Raw genomic sequence first — 17,843 nt, forward strand, 5'->3', positions numbered from 1 at the left:
CTAGAGTTTATCTTCAGGGCGGCGGGCGCGATAGAGTCTCTTCCGCGCCTCCGAGGTACCCCGCAGCATCAGGTTCACGAAGTCCGTCTCGTATTCCTCGATAAGCCCTTCTCCGGCGAAGCTGTAGTAGCAGTTATCCCCGATAATAATATGGTCGAGGACTTTAATGCGCATCACCCGGCCGGCATAGACCAGCTCCCGGGTCAGGCTTTTATCGCTGGGGCTGGGGTCGGTGATACCGGAGGGGTGGTTGTGGACGAATATCAAAGCGGCGGCGTTGTTCCTGATGGCCCCCTCGATAACCTCGCGGGGGGAAACGGCGGCGCTGTTGACCGTGCCCTCGGAAAGGTCACAGGTATCGATAATCTGGTTCTGGGTGGTGAGGTATATCACCTTGAATACCTCTTTTTTCAGCCCGCGCATGGCGTGATAAAGGTAGTCGAACACCTCCTGCGAGGACTTGTAGAAAGGCTTTTCCAGCATTTTGGCGCGGAGGAACTCGCGGGCTACCTCCTGCACCAGCTTGATGCCGAAGGCGCTGTGCGCCCCTATGCCGTCAATCTGCTGCAGCTCTTCCGGCGATGACTCCAGGACGCCGCGCAGGGTCTGGAACCGCTTGATAGCCTCCTTGGCGGCATTCTTGCAGTCCCGCCGCGGCGTACCCAGGCTCAGCAGCAGCTCCACGATTTCATAGTCGTGAAAGCCGCTCAAGCCGGACTTGAGGAACTTCTCGCGCAGGCGTTTCCGGTGCCCCGGGCGGCTGTCTTCCAAAGTCATGCGTTTTTCTTTCTCAGACCCTGACAAAGCGGCGGACGTACGCAACCTTCCCCGTAAAGCGGAAAAGCCCTCCGGCGCTGACGGCGGACGCGATGTCCGCATCCGGCACATGGTGGTCGTTGACCAGCAGCGCGCCGCCCTCTTTCAGGACGCGGCGGAACTCCGCCAGCACGTTCTTGCGCGGTTTGAGGATATCACGGATTTTGAACATGAATGACATCATGGCGAAGCTGAGTTTAGACTGCGGTCTGTCCATAGGCCCCCTCCCCTTGATGCCAGTATTTTAGCACTAAAGCCGCCGGTATGCCACCCGGCGCATTGTGCTATAATGATTGCCAAAGATTCATTTTATGTAAAAGGAGCGCATATGGCCGATAAGAACCAGATTTTCAACAAGCCCCTCCCGGAGATTCTCGATGACATCCAGTTAGCGGCGGCGGACGCCCGTAAAGCGGCGGAGGAGGCCAGGACCGCCGGGGAAAAGGCCGCCGAAGAGGTCATGAAGCGACTGCGCCGGCTGTTCCTGAAAATGGCCAAGGACATCACCGAAGCCCTGGACGAGCCGAAGCGGTAAGCGGCTTGACCTTAATCTATTAGTTTCCCAACCGGGGAATGTTCAGCTCGTGGCTCATCTGGATAAACCGGATGATGTCGGCGCGGGTCAGCAGGCCGGCGCATTTATCGTTTTCCTTGATGAGCACCTGGTTGATATCGTGCCGGGCGATTAGCTGCATGGCCGCATTGAGATTATCCTCCGGCGCCACCGTGTAAAGCGGGCTGACCGTCATTATCTTCTCCACCGGGGTGGTCGCCCACTGCTCCTGGGGCACTTTCTTCACGTCCGTAATCGTCACGATGCCGGCCAGCTTATCGTCCCTGCAAACGGGCAACGCCCGCCCCGGCTGCCGCCGGAACACGTTCATCACCATCTCGGACACCGTGGTTTCCGGCCGGATGGTCTCGATATTCGGGTTCATCACTTCCCGCACTTTATAGCGGCTGAGCCGCTCGCGCAGCGTGATTTCCTTGCGGCTGGAGTCCGCGGCGCTGTTGAGAAACCAGCCGATAAATGCCAGCCACAAACCGCTGAACAGGCTGACCTGGAAGATAAAAAAGACGCCCAGCCCGATAAACGCCCAGCCGAAGAACTGCCCCACCCTCCCGGCGATGTCCGTGGCCTTGGCCAGGCTGCCGGTGGCCCCCCAGATAATGGAGCGGAGCACGCGGCCGCCGTCCAGCGGAAAGCCGGGCAGCAGGTTGAAAGCCCCCAGGTACAGGTTGATATAGGCCATGTAGCTGATGATAGCCGCCACCGGCGTGGTCTTGTCTCCCGGCAGCCGGGTCAGCCCCCAGAAAATAGCCGCCAGTACCAGGCTGGTGGCCGGCCCCACGATAGCCATGGTGAACTCCGCCACCGGTTTCTGCGGCTCTTCTTCCAGGTTGCTTACCCCGCCCAGGATGAAAAGGGTAATGCTGTGCACCGGGATGCCCCGGGCATTGGCCACCAGCGAATGGGCCATCTCGTGGAGGAGCACGGATACAAAAATAAGCAGCGACGCGATGATGCCCGTTATCCAGTAGGCCGCCGTGCTCCATTCATAGTAGGCGGGAAAGTATCCCTGGGCCAGCGTCCAGCTGAACAGGACGAAGATAAATATCCAGGTGTAGTGAATGCCGATATCTATGCCCGCGATACGGAAAAGCTTGAATGAGGCTTTCATGCGGCTCCTTTAATCAGACGGAATTCCCAAATCTTCCAATAATATCATAACCCGTGGAAGGATGATAAAAAAAGACTTTTATCTCATGCGGGGGGCTTTGTATCAAATGTCATTCTGAGGAACAACCTGCTCGCCGCACAAGGCTTTGGCAGGCGATAGTGACGAAGAATCCGTACTCACCCAGATAAATACGGATTCTTCGCTACGCTCAGAATTACAGGAATTAGTTACTTTTAATACAAAGCCCATGCGGGGGGAGGATGGAGGAAAACTAAAGCGTTTCTACCTTGAACCCCGCCTCCCCCACCAGGCCGGTCAGGCGCTGCCTCAGCTCCGGGCACCAGCCGGTCTGCATGCCGGGCAGCTTCATGGGAATGACGGGGCCGCCGTTAAGCATGTTCAGGCGCACCTCGTCACGGCCGCTGTAGGTCTTGAGTAAAGCGATTATTTTGGTAAGCAGGGCTATATCCGCATCCTCATCGCTGGTCTGGCGCAGGTCGATAACCAGGCGGCGCCTGGCGCCGTTCTGCGGCGTACCGCCGCCGTTGCCCGCCGGGGCTTCCGGCGCTTTAGCGACGGCTTGGTGATTATTGCCAGCCGCCGGCTTGTTATTGTGGTTCACAACAGGCTCGTTTTCTTCCCGGGGCGGCTTGTAGAAATCGGCGCTTTCACAGATAACGCTGACCTCGTCATCGCGGGCGCGCACCTTGCCCTTGATAATCAGCTCGCTGCCCTCTTTCCAGAGCGCCTCGGTCTCGTTATAGACACGCGGCCAGGCGATGACCTCCACGTGGCCGCTGACATCCTCGATGACGGAGATGGCGAACGACTCGTTCTTCTTGGTGAAGGCATAGCGCACGGAGGTAATCCGCCCCGCGGTAACGATTATCTGCTTGTCCAGCTCCGCGTTGATATTGCCGCAGAACACCGCGTTGCCTTCGGTCCGGCTGAACACCGGGCTGAACGGCTTTTCCGAGAAGCCGACGCCCAGCAGCTCCTTTTCCCAGAGCGCTTTTTCCCTATCGGACACCTCGGAGGGCGCCAGCTCCAGCTCCGTAAGCGGCACCGGGGCCGTTTCCCCGAACATATCGAACATGGTGGTCTGCCCCGTCTCCCGCAGCTTGGTTTCCCGCTGCGCCAGGGAAATAATCCGGGCGATGCTGTTGAGCATGGTGCCGCGTGTTTCCAGGCAGTCCATTGCCCCCACCTTTATCAGGCTCTCTATCACGCGCCGGTTGGCCGACTGCATATCGGCGCGGCGGCAGAGGTCTTCAACGGACTTATAGGGGCCGTTCTGGCTGCGCTCTTTGATAATCGGCTCGATGGCACCGGCGCCCACGTTTTTCACCGCCCCCAGCCCGAAGCGTATGGCCACCTGGCCCGTTTCATCTTTCTCGATGGAGAAATCCAGCTGGCTGCGGTTGATATCCGGCGGCAGCACCGCGATATTCAGGCGGCGGCACTCGGCGATAGCGCCGGCGGTCTTTTCCAGCTCCCCGGCGTGGATGGTCAGAAAGGCGGTCATGTACTCCGCCGTGTAATTGGCTTTCAGGTAGGCCGTCTGGTAGGCGACCAGCCCATAGCACCAGGCGTGGGCCTTGTTGAAGGCGTAGCCGGTGAACGGCTCGATCATGGCGAAGACCTCCTCGGTCAGCCGCTCGTCAAAGCCGCGCTTCCTGGCGCCGCTGAAAAAGTTGCGTTTCTCCTTCTTCATCGTCTCGGCGATTTTCTTACCCATGGCCTTGCGGAAGATATCCGCCTGGCCCAGGCTGTAGCCGGCGAACTCTTGGACGATGAGCAGCACCTGCTCCTGGTAAACGATGACGCCATAGGTCTCCCGGAGGATGTTTTCCAGGGCGGGGTGGGGATAGGTAATGGGTATTTTGCCGTGCTTGGCATCGATAAAGCGGGGGATGTGCTCCATGGGGCCGGGGCGGTATAAAGCCACCATGGCGGCGATATCGCTGAAAACGGAGGGCTTGAGATCCTTGATATAGCGCCTCATGCCGGAGCCTTCCAGCTGAAAGACGCCGGCCGTTTCCCCCGCCGCCAGCAGGTCGAAGGTCTTCTTATCGTCCATGGGGAGGTTATACAGGTCAATCTCGAAACCGTGTTTCTCTTTAATGATTGCCCGCGCCTTGCCCAGGATGGTCAGGTTGGCCAGCCCCAGGAAGTCCATCTTGAGCAGCCCGATGCGGGCGATATCGTTCATGGAGAACTGGGTCATGACCGCTTCTTCCCCCACCACCTTGGCGCCCTTCTGGAGGGGCACGTAATTAGCCAGCGGCTCCCGGGAAATGACCACGCCCGCGGCGTGGGTGCTGGCATGGCGGGAAACGCCCTCCACCCGCCGCGCCTGGCTGATAAGGTTACGCACTATTTCATCGCTCTGGAAAATCTCTTTAAGCTCCGGGTTTTCGTCTATGGCTTTGCCCAGCGTCATGCCCGGGGCCGCCGGCACCAGCCGCGCCACGCGGTCCACGTCCCCGTAAGCCATACCCAGCGCCCGCCCCACGTCACGGATAGCGGCCCGCGCCCCCAATGTGCCGAAGGTGATAATCTGGGCCACGTGGTCCGGGCCGTACTTTTGGGAAACGTAGTTGATGACCTCGTCCCGGCGGTCGTCCTGGAAGTCCATGTCCACATCCGGCATTTCCTTGCGCTCTATATTAAGGAAGCGCTCGAAAATCATGTTGTGCTCCATGGGGTCGAGGGGGGTAATGCCCAGCAGGTGCAGGATGATGCTGGAAGCGGCGCTGCCGCGCACGCCGAAGAGGATATTCTGCCGCCGGGTGTAGGAGATAATGTCCCACACCACCAGGATGTAGTTGGCGAACTGCGTCTGCCGGATAACGTCCAGCTCGTATTCCAGGCGCTTTTGAATCTCCGGGGTGGGGTTGGGGTAATATTTGGCCAGGTTGTCCCGGCACAGCTCTGCCAGGTACTCGTCCGGGGTCTTGTCTTTCGGGATATCTATTTGCGGCAGGTGCAAGCGCCCGAACTCCATTTCCAGATTGCACATTTCCGCGATGCGCTGCGTATTTTCCAGCGCCTGCGGGATATCCTTGTAAAGCTCCGCCATCTCCTGCGGGCTCTTGAGGTAAAAGAAATCGCCGGCCATCTTCATGCGCTTCTCGTCTTTGACCGTAGTGTTGGTGCCGATGCACAGGAGCAAATCATGGGCGGAGGCGTCCTCGCGGTTGACGTAGTGGGTATCGTTGGTGGCGACGATGGGTATATCCAGCTCGGAGCCCATCTGCACCAGGTACTTATTGGCCGCTTCCAGCTCCGGGATGGGGTGCCGCATTATCTCCAGGAAATAGTCCCCGAAGGTCTTTTGATACCAGAGCGCCGTTTCTTTAGCCTCGGCATAGCGCCCGGCCAGTATCAGCTGGCTGAGCTCACCGGAGCCGCAGGCGCTCAGGGCCACCAGCCCCTCGTGGTACTGCGCCAAAAGCTCCTTGTCCACCCGCGGCTTGTAGTAAAAGCCTTCCAGGTGGGCCTTGGTGACCAGCTGTATCAGGTTCTGGTAGCCGGTCTGGTTCTTGGCCAGCAGCACCAGGTGGGAGTTGTTCCGGTCGCCGCTGCCCTTGCTCAAGCGACTCCCCGGGGCGACGTAAATCTCACAGCCGATGATGGGCTTGATGCCGGCTGCCCTGGCCGCCTGGTAAAACTCGATGACGCCGTACATTACCCCGTGGTCGGTTATGGCCAGGCTGTCCATCCCCAGCTCTTTGGCCCTGGCCACCAGCTTGGGAATAGTGCACATGCCGTCCAGCAGACTATATTCGGTATGAACGTGAAGATGGGTAAACATGAGACCCCCGGTGAAAAATCAAAGTAATTATAACATACCACCCGGCCAGGCCAAAACGCGGATTGAAGGAAGAGCGGTAAATAAGTATAATAAGTATATTATTATTGTCCCGGTAAATTCCGCCCCGGCATGACCGCCGGGATTCCACAAAACATGAAAAAAAGTAAACCGTTTTACGGGTGGTTCGCGCTTACCGGCGTGGTGCTGGTTACCCTGCTGGTGGGCGGGGCTTTCATCAACGCCTTCGGCGTTTTTCTCCCCGTCTTCAGCGACGAGTTCGGGTGGAGCCGGGCGGATATATCGCTGGCGCTTTCCCTGGGCATCCTGGCCTTCGGCCTGCCGAGTATGCTTTTCAGCACGATGGTGAACAAATACGGCGCCCGCTTCACCATCGTCGTCGGCAACCTGCTGGCGGCTTTCGGGGTAGCGGCGCTTTTCTTCGTTAAAGATATCTGGCTGCTTTACCTGCTATATATCTTCATCGGCATCACGGCCGGGTTCGGGGGCTATATCGCCTGCACCACGGTAGCCAACAACTGGTTCGTGAAAAAGCGCTCGCTGGCCATGAGCCTGGTCTCCTCGGCCACGGGTATCGGCGGGCTGGTCTTTCCGCCGGTGGTCACGGCTTTAATCAAGGGCATTACCTGGCAGGGCACCTGGCTGGTGCTGGGCGGGGTGGTGGCTTTAACCGCCATATTCGCCGGGGGGCTGCTGGTGCGCAACCGGCCGGAGGACATGGGGCAGGAGCCGGACGGCATTAAAACCTCCCCGGACCTCACCCCGGAACAGCTATCCGCGAAAAGTCAGCCCGTCGCGGCATGGAGCATGTCCCGGATATTAAAGATGCCGGTCACCTGGCTCATCCTGGGATTCGTGGTGGCCAACGCTTTTTCCATGGGCGCGGTGAACGCCCACCAGATAGCCTACTTCAAGGACATCGGGTTCGATGCCATGACCGCGGCCGGCACGATGAGCGTGATGTCCGTTTTCAGCCTTACCGGCAGCCTGGCCTTCGGCGCGCTGGCGCTGAAAATTAATATGCGCTACCTGGCCAGCGCCGGCCTGGTGTCCCAGTTCATCGGGCTAATCCTGCTTTTATCCACTAAAAACCTGACCCTGCTGTTTGTTTACGCGGGCTTCATGGGACTGGGGGTGGGCGCTCTCTTCGCCGCCATGCCCAGCTTTTTAGGGGCTTATTATCCCCGGGAACACTACGCGCAGGTAACCGGGGTGGTCCTGCCCTTCCACGTGGTGGCGCAGGCGGTATCCTCCTGGGCGGTAGGCTCCATATACGACGCCACCGGCAAGTACACCATCGCTTTCCTGATACTGGGTATTTGCGTCATGGGCGGCAGCGTCTGCGCTTACTTCGCCAAACAGCCTAAAAACATTTAGCTGCCGCTTGATTTAGTCCGCCCGCTCCATCACTGCTATAATAGGTACATGGGAACGAGAGTACTGCACACCGCGGCCCTGGTGCTGTTCATATTATGCCTGCCCGTGATGCTCTTTACCGCCAGCGTGAGCACCGCCATGAACTGCCGCTGGCTTTATGATTACGACTTCCATAAGTACGATATCGCCTCGGTCACCGGGCTGGCGCCGTCCGAGCTGAAAAAAGCCGCCGAGGGACTGATTCACTACTTCAACTCCGGCGAGGAATATGTCAACATCGTCGTTATCAAAGACGGACAGCCTTTTACCCTTTTTAACGAGCGCGAGGTGCAGCACCTGAAAGACGTTAAAGGGATTTTCCGGCTGGTCTACAAGCTGCTGATAGGCACCGGCACCTACGCCCTGCTGTATGCCAGCCTGATGCTGGCGCTGCGGCAGGACCGGCGGCGGCTGGCCGGGGGGCTGCTCTACGGAAGCGGCCTGTCTATTCTATTGATGATTATACTGGGCGTCCTGGCGATTACCGACTTCCACTGGCTGTTCTGGCAGTTCCACCTGGCCAGCTTTTCCAACGATATGTGGCTATTGGACCCCACCCGCGACTACCTGATTATGCTTTTCCCGGAGGGCTTCTGGATGGATGCCGCCATCATCTGCTCGGCGTTCAAGATATTCCTGGCGCTGATACTGGGCGGGGTGGGGTGGTGGATACTGAAGAAAAACCCCTTAAAGTCCGCCTGAGCTGGAACCGGCCAGGGTCTCTACTTCATAGCTGCCGATATTGCCGCATTCCCCGGCGCACGGCAGCGTAAAGTCCCAGATCTGCCCCGGTTTCAGGTTCAGCACGCTGTCCCGGGCGGTATATACCAGATTTTTCTGCGTATCGTAAAAGCTGACCGTTACCTGCGCCAGCTCGGCGTTAACGCCGCCGGTGTTCTTTACCGTTATGTAAAGCGCCGTGCCGCCCTGCCCGTCCGTCTTCAGTTCCTTTTTGATAACGGTAATTTCCGCTTTCGCCGGCGCTTCTCCCACATGGATACATGAAGCCATGCCGGCCAGCAGCAGCAGCAGCAAAATACCGGCGCTTATGGCCAGGCGGCTTTTCATACGGCTATTCCCTGGCGGCCGGCCAGGACTTTACGAAGAACGAGACGGTAAATAATATGGCCCCCACCAGCAGCACCCCGATGCTGAATACCAGGGCGATGTTGGTAACGTCGCTATAGAGGCCGTTAATGGCGTTCTGCGCGGTAACCGGCAAATCTGAAAACCCGCCGATAAACTTCATGGGCGCCAGCACTTTGGCGATTATCACGCCGGCGATGTCAATAACGCCGAAGGTCAGCAGGTCTATCCCCAGCGTGCGGGCGGTGGACTTGACGTCGCGGTTAATGAGGAATATCAGCCCGGCCATGATGACCATGAAGACAATCAGCAGCCAGTAGACGGTCTGGAAATAGCCGATGTACTTCCTGGCCTGGGCCATGGGGTCGCTGGCATCGTCCAGGGCTTTGGCGATGTTATCACGCACATCGGATAATTTGTCCTCGCCGTCCGCCAGTGATTTGGACAGGTCGGCGCGGGTTTCACCCAGCAGCTCTTCATCGAAGGAGAAGGTAGCCGGCAGGTTGCCGGAAAAATCAGCGAAGACGGTTTCAAAATGCTGCTCCTGCGCGGCCCGGGACATACCGGCGACGGCGGGGGGCGGGGCGGCCAGGTAAGCGTCCTTTAAGACACTTTTCACCGTCGCCACGGCCGGCGCCACGGAAACGGTAACGTTTACCGTCCGGGTCTTGCCCAGAATATAGTCGATGCCGGGGCCGGCGGCCGCGGTTATCTGCTGCTTGAGCCAGGGTTCCAGCCTGGTGAGGATTTCGTCCAGGTTTTCGTCCAGGTATCGGGTTATTTCATCGGAGTCCTGGGAGACGGCATCGGTAAGCTGCGTGGAAATGTAATCTTTGGTCAGCGCGGCGATATCCACCTCGTTGATTAGTTCATTGACGAAATCCGTGGCGAGGACGGAATTACCCAGCACCTCGGCCAGAGACAAGTCCGGTGTTTTCCCCCAGATATAGTCGTTGACGGGAGAGACGGCATCGGCCGCCGCCGCTTTAAGCTGAGGCTCCAGGTTATTGAGGACGTCGGTTACTTCATCCCAGATATCCCGGGAAATGCCGCCCGGCTTCTGCGAGTCATCCTGAGCGATAAAATCTGTTACCAGTTGCGCGATATCGATGTCATTAATCAGGGTAATAATGAAATCGTTGCTGGCCACGGTTTCGCTCAGTATCCCGGCAAGCTGGAGCTCTTTAGTTTTACCTTTCAGGTAATCGAAAATGCGGGTGCTGGCCTCATTCAGCTGTTCTTTTACCACCGGTTCCAGCGTGGCGGCGGTGTCCACCAGGGTGTCCTTCATCTCCTGGGAAATATCGTTTTTATCCGCTGCGTCGACTTTTATAGCCTCGTCCAGAATAGCAGCGACTTCAACCCGGTCCATCTCCTTGGCGATAAAACCGGGACTGAGGACGGTGCTGTGCAGCATATACCCGAGGCTGAAAATCCCCAGCGCTAAAAAGAGCAATAAACTGCAAACAACCGTTCCCACGCCTTTTAAAGTATTCATGCCGGCACCTGCTGTTTCCCTTATTTTATGTCAGGTTATATTTTAACATATCCAGGCTGGTTGTAACACCCGTATTTATTTCCCCCTACTTACGGTTGACTCTGAAGGCAGGTATCCGGTAGAATTACACTGTAACCGGGGGCGGTTAGCTCAGCTGGTTAGAGCGTCCCGATGATATCGGGAAGGTCAGTGGGGCTCAAACATTTTACGGGAGTGGTAATAATTTATAGTGCACGGGCGGTTAGCTCAGCTGGTTAGAGCGTCCCGATTGTATCGGGAAGGTCAGCGGGGCGCCAAACATATTGCGGGAGTTTTATTAATTTATAGTGCACGGGCGGTTAGCTCAGCTGGTTAGAGCGTCCCGATTGTATCGGGAAGGTCAGCGGGGCGCCAAACATATTGCGGGAGTTTTATTAATTTATAGTGCACGGGCGGTTAGCTCAGCTGGTTAGAGCGCAGCGTTGACATCGCTGAGGTCATTGGTTCGAGTCCATTACCGCCCACCATACACCCTGATGTTTTTCGCTTATGTCCTTTATAGCGATAGCGCCGGTAAATTCTATATCGGTTCCACCAGGAACGTCACTCACAGACTGGCGGTTCACAACCGCCGCAGCGTTACTTCCACTAAAGCCTTTTGTCCCTGGAAACTCGTTTATTCCGAATCGTTCAGCACCCTGTCCGAGGCGCGCCGCCGCGAACTTGAAATCAAATCCTGGAAGAATCCTGCCTACATGGCCAAAACCCTGAATCTATCTTTATAGCTGGTTAGAGCGTCCCGATTTCATCGGGAAGGTCAGTGGTTCGAGCCCTCTACCGCCCAGCATACCGTACAGTAGGCAGAACTCCCAACCCTTCTTCCTCATGATTGTCTGGAGGTATGGGGAAAGTGTACCTGATTACTCCGTCGTTTCCCGTAACTTTAACTTCTTTCACGAAGCTCTTGATAAATGCCCTTCGCTCTGTAAGTTCATTGCTATCGATGAACTGGCGCAGGTCTTCAACATATTGCTTTACTATTTCCGGACTGGCCAATTCTAACTATCTCTGAGATAAAACCATATCAAGCTCGGCTTTGCGAGCTAACAATAAGTCGTGTTGAGTTTTTAGTTCCTGTAATCGAGGTTTTAAAAGGTGAAACTCAATGTTGCCATTTTCGATGGCGTTGTACAGGTTACCCAACCGCTGCTCGACTCCGCCGATTTCACTCATGATAGTATCCATCTCACCTTTATATGAGCTTGAAGCTGCGTCCATCTCTTCATTGACCAACCTAACGAGTTCTGTTAAGTTCTCCCGGGTGAGGTACTGTTTGCATTTGGTGTCAAGGGAGAATGGAGATAAAATTATCAACTAAAGCTAAGATTATAAAATTGGCTTTTGGATTATTAATGATTACAGCTATTTCATTATTAACTTATCTTACTTTTTTGTTAGTAGGATTATTGGTTATTTCGCTAATCTGGTTATCTATATCACTAATTGCTTTAGTTTTAATTATCGTGGTTGGTATTGCGCCAAGCCCGCCAGCCATACCCTATAAGGGTAACACTACCCAAGGCAACGACAGTCCATACCCAACAAGATGTTGGGGAATAAAACTTTCAACAGATGGAATAGGGACTTGGTGAGTAGTTCCCCAATGAATGATATCGGTTGCAGTCCCAATGATATCAATAATATCCAAAACCAGCAAGGCAGCACCAATAATAAGTCTCTTCACACCGAGAATTCTAGCATACGTGAAAATGCCAAAACAACCAAAAGCAAAGAGAACCACATGGCCAGTTGATCTTTTTCTGCGTGATACCAGAATTGTTTGGGGGGAATGTCACCCCCGTATTCATGCTCAATTCCAGAGTTACCCCCCTAATTTTATACGGTATTTATGTTAACGGTATTTACGTTTATGCCCTATTTACATCTTCGGCGATAAGATAATCCGTAAGCATTACTGATGCCAGAGTTATCGCATCAGGGAGATTTAATAGAGCATGTCCACTTTGCTTCCATTAAAAGCTGTTGATAAGCTTGAAGTCGCCATCGGTTCTAAGAGATTAGGCAAGGTGTTCCTGGAACTTGGCTATCTGACCGAGACAAAGCTTAACCGCGCGCTGGAGTATCAAGTACAAAAAGGCGGGAGGCTGGGCTGGATTCTGGCTGCTCTGGGGTATATCACCAGATTAGAGCTGTATGAAGGGCTGGCCAAACACTTTGATATGGAATTTGAGACAGACACTTCCTACATCATGAAGAATATCGACAGGAAACTAGCGACCATGCTGACTCACGAACAGATGATGAAATATCAGGTCGTGCCTTTTTATGTTGAAGAAGACACCCTCTTCGTACTTACTGCTGACCCTGACGGTCAGCCTGCCCTGGAGCTACTCGCCCGGCGTTTTGGGGCAAAGTGGATAAATGAGATAGTTATTACTGACCTGGACCTGATGAAGGTGTCCGAGGAACTGTATCGAGATAGCCTGCTGAATATGTCAATTAATGGGCTGTTATACAGAAATCCCGAAGAATCCGCGTATAGAGTGATTACGAGACCACAGGTAATACTTGCTGCGTTTTTACTCTGCGGCCTGGCAATCTGGCTCTATCTCAGCGCCGAAACTTTTGTCATCTCTGTGTTGTATCTCATCCAGCTCCTTTTTGCCGTTCCGATTTTCTTTAAAGTGACGCTGGTCATATGGGGTAAAATAAAACGCCCAAAGCTTCTTGTGAGTGAGCCAGGTAATCTTTATGATGAACATGATATGCCCATCTATACCATTCTTATTGCCGCCTACAAGGAAAAAGAGGTCATAGGAACCCTGATTAAATCCATAAAGAAGCTTGATTATCCTGAAGACAAGTTAGATATAATACTCCTATTAGAGGAGAATGACAATGAGACCTTACAGGCAGCCAAAGCAGAAAAACCGCCGGCAAACTGGAGATTCCTTGTTTTGCCGGACAGTATCCCGAGGACGAAACCAAAGGCTTTGAACTACGGTCTCAATTTTTCCAAGGGCGAATATCTTACCATTTACGATGCTGAAGACATGCCTGAACCGGACCAGTTAAAGAAGGCAGTGGCCGCTTTCAGAACACATCCCGATAATTATATTTGTTTTCAAGCGGCATTGAACTACTTTAACAAGAATGAAAACTTCCTTACTAAAATGTTTACTCTTGAATATTCCGCCTGGTTCGATTGCCTGCTGCCCGGGCTTTTTCAAGCGGGGCTGCCCATACCCCTCGGCGGTACGAGCAACCATTTCGATGTACAAAAATTAAAGCGAATTGGTGCCTGGGACCCCTTTAACGTTACCGAGGATGCTGATTTGGGAATCAGGGCATCGGTCGAAGGGTATAAGGTTGGGGTTATCGACTCAACTACCTACGAAGAAGCAAATTCGCAGCTAAATAACTGGATAAGACAGCGTTCAAGGTGGGTTAAGGGATATATGCAAACTTTCTTAGTGCATAACCGTCATCCATTAAAGGCTATCAAGGCCATGGGATTTTCGCGGTGGTTTAGCTATACCTTGCTTATTGGGGGAACTCCAGCCACCTTCCTCCTCAGCCCTATAATGTGGATACTATTTATATGCTCTTATTTTCTGAACATATCCGGTCACTTTGAGGTACCGGCTATATTACTCTACCTGGCAACCTTCAATCTCTTCGCGGGAAACATTCTGGTTATCCTCATCGCTATGATGGGTGCATTCCCCAGAAAGAACTATAACCTCATACCTTATGCTCTGTTGAGCCCAATATACTGGATGTTACAATCGGTGGGAGCCTATAAGGGACTCTGGCAACTACTGACAAAACCTTATTACTGGGAAAAGACGGCGCACGGAATAACTAAGAAAAAACCGATTTCACAGGCGTATTCTGCCTCGAACAATGTGTCAGAACTTGTCGTTATTAAAAATAGTATAAAGTGAAGTCACAATATTGCATTTTGTTAGCTGGGGTAACAAAGAAGTAAATTGTTGAATTCTAGTCCATTAAGCTGAAAGGCACTTCAAAGGTTCTGCGTGTTGAGCCTTGCCGCCCACCATTTTTCCCCGCCCCAATAACCAAGATACAAGATACAAGTAGCAAATAGCCTTTCAAAACTTGTTTGGAGTCAATAGACACGTCCCCGATTTCATCGGGAAGGTCAGTGGTTCTAGCCCTCTACCGCCCAGTGTCCTCTAGTTGAAATTTTTCCAGAAATTGTAATGGAGTTGCCCATTATCTTATGGCACGAAATAATCAAATCTCCGTAACTTAAGTCATTAAATTACACGCGTAGAAAGCATTTTTAGCAGAGCGCGAAGGTTAATTGAAAAACATTGAGCGGCGGGCGTGTAGTTCAGGCAAACTCCATCGAGTAGAAATAATTACCTTCGTTAATTTTGTGTTCAGTTTGAGATGTTATAGTATATTCCTGTGAGAGTATTAATAGTTGAAGACGATAAACACCTAGCCCAGGTTATGAAATCCGGTCTAGAAGAAAGCGGCTACGCAATAGACTGGGTGCAAGAGGGAGAATTTGCACTCGAAATGGTGGGTGCTTATTCTTATGACATTATTATTCTGGATATCATGCTGCCTGGAATTGATGGTTTTAGCGTTTGTAAAACAATGCGTTCCAGGAACATCGCACTGCCTATCCTCATCTTGACCGCCAGATATCAAGAAGGCGATAAAGTCCATGGTTTGGATTGCGGTGCCGATGACTACCTGGTTAAACCTTTTAGTTACCCGGAACTATATGCTCGAATCAGGGCTCTGTTGAGGCGAGGCATGGTCTCCCGTACTACCGAAATCACCATCGGGCAATTAGCTCTGGATACAGTGCTTAAGACAGTAAATTACGCGGGCTTACCGGTTAATCTAACATCTAAAGAATATGCCATCCTGGAATATCTGGTTATCAATCGGAACGGGGTAGTAACCCACGAGATGCTAGAAGAGCATGTTTGGGACTGTGAACACGACGCATTTTCAAATGTAATAGAGGTTCTGGTAAGCCGTATACGTAAAAAATTGTGTCCCGGGGATAAGGAAGCGGTGATTAAAACTGTCAAAGGATTGGGCTATGTGGTTAAAGAAGATAAGTCTTAGTTTTAAACTGACGGGTTTCTATATTATTTCCGTGCTGATTGTTGTGACCGGAATTATTACCTATACCGAATATAACAACTACCAAAGAGAGCTAGGGGACGCGATGCAGCGGGCAGAGGTCGGCCCAGGATTTATCAACGGTGCTGCGCCGGATAATAATTTATTTCTGGAGGTATTTAATAATTCTACATATGCTTTTAAGTCTTCCGATATTGATAATCAGTTAAAACGTTTTACACCTTTTGTAGACAAATCGGCGGAAGGCGGTTTGATGTGGGGTTACTCAATAGATGGTCCAATCACCATCGAACATCAGGACTATTATAATGTCACCTATAAAATTACCAGGATGCAGTCCGGTGAACAATTTGAATTCGGCCCGGTTACGCTTCCCGAGAGCTTTTTCCCGACAACGATTGCCGCTTTTTCAAATTACTCTCACGACCGAACCAACGACCTTTACTATCTGCCCGTTTCCGGGCATCCCGATGTGCTTTATGTCGTCTCGCTGGACCGTTACACCTTCCCAAACGGGAAGTGGCAGGAGCACGTAATCAGTGATTTAATCAGCGGGAGTCCGCTAATCATTATATCTGCCGTTGTCTTCGGCTTGCTAATATCCTGGGTGACAACGAAACCTTTGAAAAGAATCACGCGAGCTACCGAGTTGCTAAGCCACTCTGATCTGAACCAAAGGGTGGGAATCAGCTCCGGGGATGAAATCGGGCGGCTGGCACAGTCGTTTAACACTATGGCAGATAGGCTAGAAGAATCCTTCAATGCACAAAAACGATTCGTTTCAGATGCTGCGCATGAATTAAGAACACCCTTGGCTTCTATGAAAACCTCGGTAACCAAGGCGCTAGGTTCCGAAAAGAGAAACGATGATTACCAGAAGCTGCTTAGCTTCTTATCCGGACGCATAGACCACATGGAAATCTTAGTCAACGACCTTTTATTTCTTTCCAGAGTTGATGAAGGCAGGTTCAAGCATGATGAAACCAGGCTGCATATTTCGGCTTTACTAAATGAAGCTGAAGAAGCCTTTAGATATCTACTCGAAGAAAAAGGCATTGGTTTTTCTGTTGAAATAGACCATGAGTTGTATGTCAAAGGTGACCGGAAGCTCATGCTCCAGGTAATATCTAACCTCCTCGATAATGCTGCCAAGAACACGCCCGCAGGCGGCACAGTATCTTTGAGAGCAATCCATAAGAATAAAGAAGTAATCATCACAATAAGTGATACCGGGATTGGTATTCCACCAGAGCACTTGCCACACCTCTTTGAACGATTTTACAAGGCTCTTGACTTATCCGGAGATGGTTATGGATTAGGTCTAGCAATCGTTAAAAGTATCGTGACTTCTACCGGCGGCAATATTTCTGTCCAAAGTGAATCCGGCAAAGGAAGTATTTTTACGATTAAGCTACCCCGATATGACTTAAATTAACCTGCTGCGGTAGATGGCTATCTCGATTGAGTTCAGTTCTCTTCCAGTATGGAAATCATCTTTACGCGCATTTTTTCCACCAGTTCAACCAGCGTCTTTCTTTCCTCGATATCGAGACAAGTCATGACCTGTTCAGCGCGTAAATTTCCCTGTTTCATTTTTTGTATCAGGAAATCGTAGCCCGCCGGCGTCATTTTAATGTAGATGAGCCTTCTGTCCTTCTTCGTATATCCCCGGGATACCCAACCCTCTTTTTCCAGGCTGTTTACGATCTTGGTGATGCCGTCTTTAGAGCGCAGCATCTTCTTGGCCAATTGTGTATGGGTCATCTTGCCGCCCTCGAGGGTCAAGAAGTACATAGCCGGCCCCTGTAATTGGAGGGTGACGGCATCGTCCCTTTTCATGGTTATTTCAAGAAATCTGTGAAGTACGTCTGCAAACTGTGAGCAATACCAGAATTCCGTTCTCAGTATCTGCTCCGCGGCCTCTTTGATTTGGTCTGGCTGCATCTGTTTTTTATTATCGTTCATTTTCATCGTTTTACATGCCTAAAAACAGTCTTTAATTGTCATTGGACATCTAAAACAGGATAAGCATGGACGGGATAATACTCCAGTTTGGAAGTATTTCAAAGATAGCCTATTATAGTCTTTCCTGTCAAGACTCCCTGAACCTATTGTGCCTGGCAAGTCGTCCGCGACGGCACGGGCTGTCCTTCCATACTATGGCTGGCAGGCCATCCGGACCGTTACAGTTAACTGCTTTTGGTGCACCTCCCTTAATAAATAGATTAGATTATTATAATAGCTTGCCGGGCTAAACTCTGATACAGGCTACGAAGTGCCCGTTGCCCACGTCACGCAGCGGCGGCCGGGCCTGGCTGCATTCCGGTATGGCCATATGACAGCGCGGGTGGAAATGGCACCCCGGGGGAGGATTCAC

General features: G+C 52.5%; 16 protein-coding genes and 1 tRNA gene. 9 read left to right on the forward strand and 8 right to left on the reverse strand.

Features of this window, described 5'->3' with window-relative positions; all coding sequences use genetic code 11:
- Both radC and WC370_05340 read right to left on the reverse strand, forming a co-directional pair.
- The gene (gene radC, locus WC370_05335; protein MFA5308896.1) at nt 1-777 is read right to left on the reverse strand and encodes a DNA repair protein RadC; all 777 of its coding nucleotides are present in this window, start codon (nt 775-777) and stop codon (nt 1-3) included.
- Nucleotides 778-790: 13 nt separating this feature from the next.
- On the reverse strand, nt 791-1,033 hold the full coding sequence (locus WC370_05340; protein ID MFA5308897.1) for a hypothetical protein: 243 nt from the start codon (nt 1,031-1,033) through the stop codon (nt 791-793).
- A 111-nt stretch (nt 1,034-1,144) separates the two neighbouring features.
- Here WC370_05340 and WC370_05345 point away from each other — a divergent pair, with 111 nt between their 5' ends.
- Nucleotides 1,145-1,351 carry a hypothetical protein gene (locus WC370_05345; protein MFA5308898.1) on the forward strand — a complete coding sequence of 69 codons (207 nt, stop codon included), beginning with the start codon at nt 1,145-1,147 and terminating at the stop codon, nt 1,349-1,351.
- A gap of 19 nt (nt 1,352-1,370) precedes the next feature.
- Here the strand turns inward: WC370_05345 and WC370_05350 are convergent, their stop codons facing one another.
- A complete protein-coding gene (locus WC370_05350; GenBank protein ID MFA5308899.1) occupies nt 1,371-2,498 on the reverse strand; it encodes a site-2 protease family protein in 1,128 nt (375 codons plus the stop codon).
- Nucleotides 2,499-2,769: 271 nt separating this feature from the next.
- The gene (locus tag WC370_05355; protein ID MFA5308900.1) at nt 2,770-6,315 is read right to left on the reverse strand and encodes a DNA polymerase III subunit alpha; all 3,546 of its coding nucleotides are present in this window, start codon (nt 6,313-6,315) and stop codon (nt 2,770-2,772) included.
- Between the two features lie 153 nt (nt 6,316-6,468).
- On the opposite strand from WC370_05355, the gene WC370_05360 reads away from it, so the two are divergent.
- Together WC370_05360 and WC370_05365 are read left to right on the forward strand one after the other, a co-directional pair.
- Entirely contained in the window at nt 6,469-7,710 is a 1,242-nt protein-coding gene (locus WC370_05360) for an MFS transporter (protein MFA5308901.1), read from the forward strand.
- A 48-nt stretch (nt 7,711-7,758) separates the two neighbouring features.
- Complete coding sequence (locus tag WC370_05365) at nt 7,759-8,451, forward strand: TIGR01906 family membrane protein (protein MFA5308902.1); 693 nt, start codon at nt 7,759-7,761, stop codon at nt 8,449-8,451.
- On the opposite strand, the gene WC370_05370 is transcribed toward WC370_05365, so the two are convergent.
- Together WC370_05370 and WC370_05375 are read right to left on the reverse strand one after the other, a co-directional pair.
- Nucleotides 8,437-8,817, reverse strand: a complete 381-nt coding sequence (locus tag WC370_05370) for an FxLYD domain-containing protein (GenBank protein ID MFA5308903.1) — start codon at nt 8,815-8,817, stop codon at nt 8,437-8,439. The genes WC370_05365 and WC370_05370 overlap by 15 nt on opposite strands.
- A gap of 4 nt (nt 8,818-8,821) precedes the next feature.
- Complete coding sequence (locus WC370_05375; protein ID MFA5308904.1) at nt 8,822-10,333, reverse strand: hypothetical protein; 1,512 nt, start codon at nt 10,331-10,333, stop codon at nt 8,822-8,824.
- Between the two features lie 429 nt (nt 10,334-10,762).
- Here WC370_05375 and WC370_05380 point away from each other — a divergent pair.
- Together WC370_05380 and WC370_05385 are read left to right on the forward strand one after the other, a co-directional pair.
- Nucleotides 10,763-10,839, forward strand: a tRNA-Val gene (locus tag WC370_05380).
- A 9-nt stretch (nt 10,840-10,848) separates the two neighbouring features.
- A complete protein-coding gene (locus WC370_05385) occupies nt 10,849-11,097 on the forward strand; it encodes a GIY-YIG nuclease family protein (protein MFA5308905.1) in 249 nt (82 codons plus the stop codon).
- Between the two features lie 277 nt (nt 11,098-11,374).
- Here WC370_05385 and WC370_05390 read toward each other — a convergent pair whose 3' ends face one another.
- A complete protein-coding gene (locus WC370_05390) occupies nt 11,375-11,545 on the reverse strand; it encodes a hypothetical protein (protein ID MFA5308906.1) in 171 nt (56 codons plus the stop codon).
- Between the two features lie 122 nt (nt 11,546-11,667).
- Between WC370_05390 and WC370_05395 the strand changes: the two genes are divergently transcribed.
- The 4 genes from WC370_05395 (at nt 11,668) to WC370_05410 (ending at nt 16,901) form a co-directional block, all read left to right on the forward strand.
- A complete protein-coding gene (locus WC370_05395) occupies nt 11,668-11,964 on the forward strand; it encodes a hypothetical protein (protein ID MFA5308907.1) in 297 nt (98 codons plus the stop codon).
- Between the two features lie 363 nt (nt 11,965-12,327).
- Nucleotides 12,328-14,280, forward strand: a complete 1,953-nt coding sequence (locus WC370_05400) for a glycosyltransferase (protein MFA5308908.1) — start codon at nt 12,328-12,330, stop codon at nt 14,278-14,280.
- A gap of 490 nt (nt 14,281-14,770) precedes the next feature.
- Nucleotides 14,771-15,448 (forward strand): response regulator transcription factor, encoded by a 678-nt coding sequence (locus tag WC370_05405; GenBank protein ID MFA5308909.1) that lies wholly within the window; start codon nt 14,771-14,773, stop codon nt 15,446-15,448.
- Nucleotides 15,423-16,901, forward strand: coding sequence for a HAMP domain-containing sensor histidine kinase (locus tag WC370_05410; GenBank protein MFA5308910.1), 1,479 nt, complete (start codon nt 15,423-15,425; stop codon nt 16,899-16,901). The genes WC370_05405 and WC370_05410 overlap by 26 nt, the downstream gene beginning before the upstream one ends.
- A 32-nt stretch (nt 16,902-16,933) precedes the next feature.
- Here WC370_05410 and WC370_05415 read toward each other — a convergent pair whose 3' ends face one another.
- The gene (locus WC370_05415; protein MFA5308911.1) at nt 16,934-17,431 is read right to left on the reverse strand and encodes a MarR family transcriptional regulator; all 498 of its coding nucleotides are present in this window, start codon (nt 17,429-17,431) and stop codon (nt 16,934-16,936) included.
- Nucleotides 17,432-17,843: the final 412 nt, after the last annotated feature.

It is taken from the genome of Dehalococcoidales bacterium, from assembly GCA_041652735.1.
Classification (GTDB): domain Bacteria; phylum Chloroflexota; class Dehalococcoidia; order Dehalococcoidales; family RBG-16-60-22; genus RBG-13-51-18.